This window comes from Aliivibrio sp. SR45-2, from assembly GCF_963890165.1.
Lineage (GTDB): Bacteria > Pseudomonadota > Gammaproteobacteria > Enterobacterales > Vibrionaceae > Aliivibrio > Aliivibrio salmonicida.
Window position 1 is genome coordinate 24,120 of sequence record NZ_CAWPRC010000170.1, and the last position, 6,742, is coordinate 30,861.

Sequence of the window (6,742 nt, forward strand, 5' to 3'; positions counted from 1 at the left end):
ACCAACCTAGCTTTATGCCCCGTAAGGGGCTTCCCCCTCAAATTTCATCCTATTTTATTTAGAAAATCACACAACGGTCGATGACTTACTGTCTATTTATTTAAGTAAGGTCATGTTGTGAACTCATTCTTACGCTTTTTATTATTAAGCTCTCTGCCTTTTTCTGCATTAAGTGCTCAACCGCATCATTCTTCTATATCTGTTTCCAACTATGATTCGTTTATTTTAGCGAAGTCATGCATTGATTCTAGCGTCGTCTCCTATTTTGAAGAGAAAGGGATTACTCCTGAAAACAGCCATGTTAAAGGGTATGGTTCGTGCTTTAATACGCCTAAACACAAAGTGAAACACTCATCAAAAAAGGGATTAAAACACTATTTAGGTAACGGGTGTTCAGATCCTGCACTTATTAAACTATTGAAAAGTGAAGGTATTGATCCTCGCTATTATCAAATAAAAAGTAGTGAACGCTGTCAGCATCAAAATATCAGTTAAGCTTTGAGTATTTAGGCCGATATACTTATTAAGATAAAAATTCATTAAGAGATTGTTATGTCTGTAACGGTAAACACCAATGTGTCTGCAATGACGGCACAGCGATATTTAAATCAAGCAACCGACCATTTAAATCAGTCAATGGAACGCCTCTCATCCGGCAAGCGTATTAATAGCGCGAAAGATGATGCCGCCGGTTTGCAGATATCGAATCGATTGCAAGCGCAGATGAGTGGGTTAGATGTTGCCGTTCGTAATGCGAATGATGGTATTTCCATTGCTCAAACGGCGGAAGGTGCAATGAATGAAAGCACCAATATCCTTCAACGCATGCGCGATTTAGCTTTGCAATCGTCGAATGGGTCTAATGCCCTTCAAGATAGACAAGCGATTCAAGAAGAATCAGACGCATTAAACGATGAGCTTAATCGTATTGCTGAAACAACGTCTTTTGGTGGACGCCGTTTATTGAATGGTCAATTTGGTACATCGACATTTCAAATTGGTGCTAACGCAGGTGAAGCGGTTCACCTCACGCTAGGCAGCATGCGATCAGATACATTAGCGATGGGCGGTTTTAATTACACCTCTCAAAACCAATTAAACAAAGGGTGGACAGTGCCAGAAGGCCGTCAAACGTTAACCCTGTCTTTTAATGATAAAGAAGGCAAAGCACAAGAGATCACGATTGAAGCGAAAGCGGGTGATGATATTGAAGAGCTAGCCACTTACATTAATGGGCAAAATGATACGGTTCAAGCGTCTGTTGATGATAACGGGCAACTGCAGTTATTTACAGCGGGGGACTTGGTATCCAGTGCTGTGACGTTTGGTGGAACCTTATCCGCCGAGTTAGCGGTTGGTGGTGCTGTTTTTGATACGGTGAATGATTTAGATTTGACCAGTGTTGGTGGTTCACAAAAAGCGATTGCGACCTTAGATGCCGCATTAGGTTTTGTTGATCAAGAGCGAGCGACATTAGGGGCATTTCAGAATCGATTTGGTCATGCGATTAATAATTTAAATAATATTCATGAGAACATCGCGTCGTCAAATAGCCGAATTGAAGACACGGACTTTGCAAAAGAAACCGTAGAAATGATGAAAGCACAGATCTTACAACAGGTAAGTTCGACAATATTAGCGCAAGCAAAGCAATCCCCTGACATTGCATTAAAATTATTAGGCTAATGAGGGAGTGAATGTCTTTTCTCTTTTTATTAAACCAGCATTGAGCTGGTTTTTTTTCGCCTAGAGAAAAGGTAAGTGACGTTTAAAGACAGAGAATGCGCCTTTTGTTGATAAAGCACTCAAAAGATTCTTTTTATATCAATGAGATACTGTTCACTTGGCGGGTTGGCTTAAAACTTGAGCTATTTTTCTGTCAGATTTTAAAAACTTTGAAGCACGATCATGGTTCATAAAGTAATCGGTTATTTTATAAAGAAAACAATAAAGGTTTATTTTTAACCGTCGCTAAATTAAGTATCAGGCGCTACTGGTTAGGATTGGTAGCACCGAATAATGAAGCTCAGTTTTCCGAACTCCGGAAAACAATCGGAAAACTAAACGGAGATACCACTATGTCGATTACAGTAAATACGAACGTATCAGCGATGACGGCTCAGCGTTACTTGAACAATGCAACAGATGGCGTAAATAAATCAATGGAACGCTTATCTTCTGGCTATAAAATTAACAGCGCGAAAGACGATGCGGCTGGTTTGCAAATTTCAAACCGCTTAACGTCACAATCTCGTGGCTTAGATGTTGCTGTTCGTAATGCTAACGATGGTATTTCTATTGCACAAACCGCAGAAGGGGCGATGAATGAGTCAACCAACATTCTGCAACGTATGCGTGATTTATCGCTTCAATCTTCAAATGGATCAAATACCACGTCTGATCGTGAAGCGATTCAGCAAGAAGTGGGTGCATTGAATGATGAACTAAACCGAATTGCAGAAACAACATCATTTGGTGGCTCACGTCTTCTTAATGGTCAGTTTGGTACTAAGTCTTTCCAAATCGGTGCTGATTCTGGTGAAGCCGTTATGCTGAATTTAAGTAACATGCGTTCAGATTCTGCATCAATGGGTGGCACAAGCTATAAGGCAGAAACAGAGCTTGGTGCTGGTTGGGCAGTTAATGCTGAAAATTCAGAATTAAAAGTCTCGTTTTTAAATAAAGCAGGCGAAGAGAAAGAGTTAACTATTAATGCGAAAGCTGGCGATGACATTGAGCAAGTTGCGACTTACATTAATGGTCAAACGGATTCTATTAATGCCTCTGTTTCAGAAAAGGGTGAGCTTCAGATTGTGACCTCTAATGATAAAGTGAAAGGTGAAGTAAGCTTCGGTGGTTCTCTTGCTGGCGAACTAAAAATGGGCGCAGCTCAAGCTGAAACCGTAAAAAGTATTGATGTAACGACAGTGGGTGGCTCTCAGAAGTCAGTGGCGATACTGGATGCGGCAATGCAGTTTGTTGATTCTAATCGTGCCGATTTAGGGGCATTCCAAAACCGCTTTAATCACGCAATTTCTAACTTAGATAACATTAATGAAAATGTGTCTGCGTCTAATAGCCGTATTAAAGATGTCGATTTTGCAAAAGAAACAACAGAGATGACAAAAGCTCAAATTCTTCAACAAGCAAGTTCGTCTATTTTAGCTCAAGCTAAGCAAGCGCCAAATGCGGCTCTTGGTCTATTAAGATAGTCGGCAGTGAAAAGCTTCTAAGGTAATAGTGCTCTCACACTATGCCAAAGCCGGGGATTACCTCGGCTTTTTTTATGCTTCTTATTTCATTATTTTGTTTTTTATATTAAGACTATAAATAAATAGCCGTACTGTAAACTGGGTTAACTTTTCTTTTTGTTTATAAAGTCATCAATAATCATCTATTTGCAGAGATCTTCCTCACATTTTACCTTTCACTCCAATTAATTTCGTTTTTTTTGCATTTTTTACTAAAGACTTTCTGAGATCGAGCGATAACGTAATTACCAAAGCATAACGCCTGAAAAATTGAAAATTCTTGAAAAAGAAAAACTTAAAAAATGAAAAGTTTTTCTAAAGTAATTTGAAATCAGGTCGTTAAGTTAAGTACTAACGATGATTAATACGGTTTCCAATCCAGGAGCGGAGTGGTTCGAAACCAAAGCGGAGATATAAGATTATGGCTATAAATGTAAACACAAACGTATCAGCAATGACTGCACAGCGTTACTTAAACAACGCAACTAACGACCTAAACAGCTCAATGGAGCGTTTGTCTTCAGGTCTTAAAATTAACAGTGCAAAAGATGATGCGGCTGGCCTACAAATTTCAAATCGTCTAACTTCTCAAACTCGCGGCTTAGATGTTGCAGTTCGAAATGCAAACGATGGTATCTCAATGGCGCAAACTGCTGAAGGCGCGATGAACGAAACAACGAACATCCTTCAACGTATGCGTGATTTATCACTTCAATCTTCAAACGGTTCAAATACATCAGCTGACCGTGGCGCAATTCAAGAAGAAGTGGTTGCTTTGAATGACGAGTTAAACCGTATTGCAGAAACAACGTCATTTGGTGGTTCTCGCCTACTGAATGGTCAATTTGGTACTAAGTCTTTCCAAATCGGTTCAGATTCAGGTGAAGCAGTAATGCTAACACTGAATAACATGCGCTCTGATACGACAGAGATGGGTGGTTCAACTTACTCAGCGACTGAAGGCAAAGATTCAAGCTGGAAAGTAGGCGCTGAGAGCTCAGAATTAACAATGAATTTTGTTGATAAAGACGGCAAAGAGCAAAATATCTCAATCAACGCGAAAACTGGCGACGACATTGAAGAAGTAGCGACTTACATCAATGGTCAAAGTAACGCGATAAACGCGTCTGTTACCGGTGAAGGCAAACTGCAAGTATTTGCATCTGCTGACGCGAGTGATATTAAATTTGGTGGTTCACTAAGCAGTGAATTAGGTATGGGTAACAAGGTTGCCGATACAGTAAAAAGCATTGATGTAACAACCGTAGGTGGCTCACAAAAAGCCGTTGCGATTCTTGACTCAGCAATGCAATACGTTGATTCAAATCGTGCAGACCTTGGTGCTTTCCAAAACCGCTTTGGCCACGCTATCAGCAACTTAGAAAATATTAATGAGAACGTTAATGCGTCTAACAGCCAAATCAAAGATGTTGATTTTGCTAAAGAAACGACAGCAATGACGAAAGCTCAAATCCTGCAACAAGCGAGCTCTTCAATTCTAGCTCAAGCTAAGCAGGCACCAAATGCAGCATTAGGCCTGTTGGGCTAATCAGCATAGTAAATACTTGTGAGAATGGGCGTTTATGCGACACGCTGGATACCTTCCCAACAGGTCATGAGTAAGTCTGACTTACTTTTTAACATTAAACTTAGGCTATCTCGTTATGTATTTTGTAGAGGTGAGAGTCTACAAAGTGCATTGAGATACGCTTTATTAAATATATGTGAGAATCAATGGCTGGTTTGGAGGATGAGACTAAACCACCATTGAACAATTTTCCTTAGGAGATCTATTTATGTCTATTACAGTAAATACTAACGTATCAGCAATGACAGCACAGCGTTACTTAAACAGCGCAACATCTGACGTTAACCAATCAATGGAACGTCTGTCTTCTGGTAGCAAAATCAACAGTGCTAAAGATGATGCTGCTGGCCTACAAATCTCTAACCGTCTAAACACGCAAACTCGTGGTCTAGACGTAGCGGTTCGTAACGCAAACGACGGCATCTCTATGATGCAAACTGCTGAAGGCGCAATGAAAGAGACGTCAAACATTCTTTCTCGTGTACGTGACCTTGCACTGCAATCTTCAAATGGTTCAAACACTGACGCTGACCGTGGCGCGATCCAACAAGAAGTAACGGCTCTTTCTGATGAAATGAACCGTATTGCTGAAACAACTTCTTTTGGTGGTACTCGTCTACTTAACGGTAACTTCGGTACTAAATCTTTCCAAGTTGGTGCTGATTCTGGTGAAGCAGTAATGCTTACTTTGAACAACCTACGTGCAGACGAAGCTAACATGGGTGGCCAATCTTTCACTGCGAAAGAAGGTGTTGCTGCTGGTTGGACTGCTGGTAAAGACGCAAACATGACTATTTCTTTCACAGACAAATCTGGCGAAGATCAATCTGTTTCTATCAACGCTAAAGCTGGCGACGATATCGAAGAAGTAGCAACTTACATCAACGGCCAAACTGACAAAGTTAGCGCTTCTGTTGGCGAAGATGGCAAGCTACAAGTATTCGCAGCTAAAGGCACAATCGAAGGCGAAATCGCATTCTCTGGTGCTCTAGCGAACGAAACTGGTATGTCTGACGCTGTTCAAGCTCAAAAAACAGTGGGTAACATCGATGTTACTACTGTAGCTGGTTCTCAAGACGCAGTAGCGGTTGTTGATGCAGCAATGAAATTTGTTGATAGCCACCGTTCTGAGCTAGGTGCTGCTCAAAACCGTATGGGTCACACAATCAACAACTTAGACAACATTAACGAAAACGTGTCTTCTGCTAAGAGCCAAATCAAAGACGTTGATTTCGCGAAAGAAACAACTGAAATGACTAAAGCACAAATCCTACAGCAAGCAAGCTCTTCTATCTTAGCTCAAGCTAAGCAAGCGCCAAACGCTGCTCTAGGTCTATTACGTTAATCGTATCGATTAAGTAATAACACATGAATAGGTAGGTGGGCGGCTTCATCGTCAACCCACTTACTGAAATATGACAGCAGGAGACGCTACTCTTGCTGTCTTTTTTCGTATTAGGCGGAAAATATTATGAACTTATCATCTGTCTCTTCATCAATCTTCTCCTCTCTTTCTTCAAATGACGGCACGCAAATTGCTAGTTCTAGTCTACAACCAACACTTTCTGTGAAAACAGACACGCAGGCCGCGCCAGTAGAGCATTCAGAATCATTGACTCCTGGCCAAGCCATTGTCGTCGAAGCACAGGAAAAGCTTGAAACAAAAAAGAAAGAAGAACTTCATAACGCGGTAAAAGAGTTAAATGAACACGTAAAAAGCTTAGATCGAGGACTGTCGTTTCGTCTTGATGAAGAATCAGGACGGCAGGTTATTACCGTTATTGAGGTTAGCTCCGGTGATATCATTCGCCAGATCCCCGACGAAAAGATGTTGGAAGTTGCTAGAGATCTTGCTGCTAGTGCATCAGGGTTAATCGCCATGAAGATATAAACCATTAATTGA

At 40.8% G+C, this 6,742-nt stretch carries 6 protein-coding genes; all 6 read left to right on the top strand.

Annotated features, from left to right (window positions below; translation table 11 throughout):
* Positions 1 to 117 precede the first annotated feature (117 nt).
* The 6 genes from AACV33_RS14940 to AACV33_RS14965 all read left to right on the top strand — a co-directional run bounded on the left by AACV33_RS14940 (position 118) and on the right by AACV33_RS14965 (position 6,730).
* On the top strand, positions 118 to 495 hold the full coding sequence (locus tag AACV33_RS14940; RefSeq protein WP_182700370.1) for a hypothetical protein: 378 nt from the start codon (positions 118 to 120) through the stop codon (positions 493 to 495).
* Between the two features lie 57 nt (positions 496 to 552).
* Entirely contained in the window at positions 553 to 1,686 is a 1,134-nt protein-coding gene (locus AACV33_RS14945) for a flagellin (RefSeq protein ID WP_182700371.1), read from the top strand.
* 392 nt (positions 1,687 to 2,078) lie between these two features.
* Entirely contained in the window at positions 2,079 to 3,212 is a 1,134-nt protein-coding gene (locus AACV33_RS14950; protein ID WP_023603888.1) for a flagellin, read from the top strand.
* Between the two features lie 460 nt (positions 3,213 to 3,672).
* Positions 3,673 to 4,800, top strand: a complete 1,128-nt coding sequence (locus AACV33_RS14955; RefSeq protein WP_182700372.1) for a flagellin — start codon at positions 3,673 to 3,675, stop codon at positions 4,798 to 4,800.
* Between the two features lie 247 nt (positions 4,801 to 5,047).
* Positions 5,048 to 6,184 carry a flagellin gene (locus AACV33_RS14960; RefSeq protein ID WP_012550818.1) on the top strand — a complete coding sequence of 379 codons (1,137 nt, stop codon included), beginning with the start codon at positions 5,048 to 5,050 and terminating at the stop codon, positions 6,182 to 6,184.
* Positions 6,185 to 6,310: 126 nt separating this feature from the next.
* Positions 6,311 to 6,730: a flagellar protein FlaG gene (locus AACV33_RS14965; RefSeq protein ID WP_182700373.1), complete on the top strand. Its 420-nt coding sequence runs from the start codon at positions 6,311 to 6,313 to the stop codon at positions 6,728 to 6,730.
* The last annotated feature ends 12 nt before the right edge of the window (positions 6,731 to 6,742 follow it).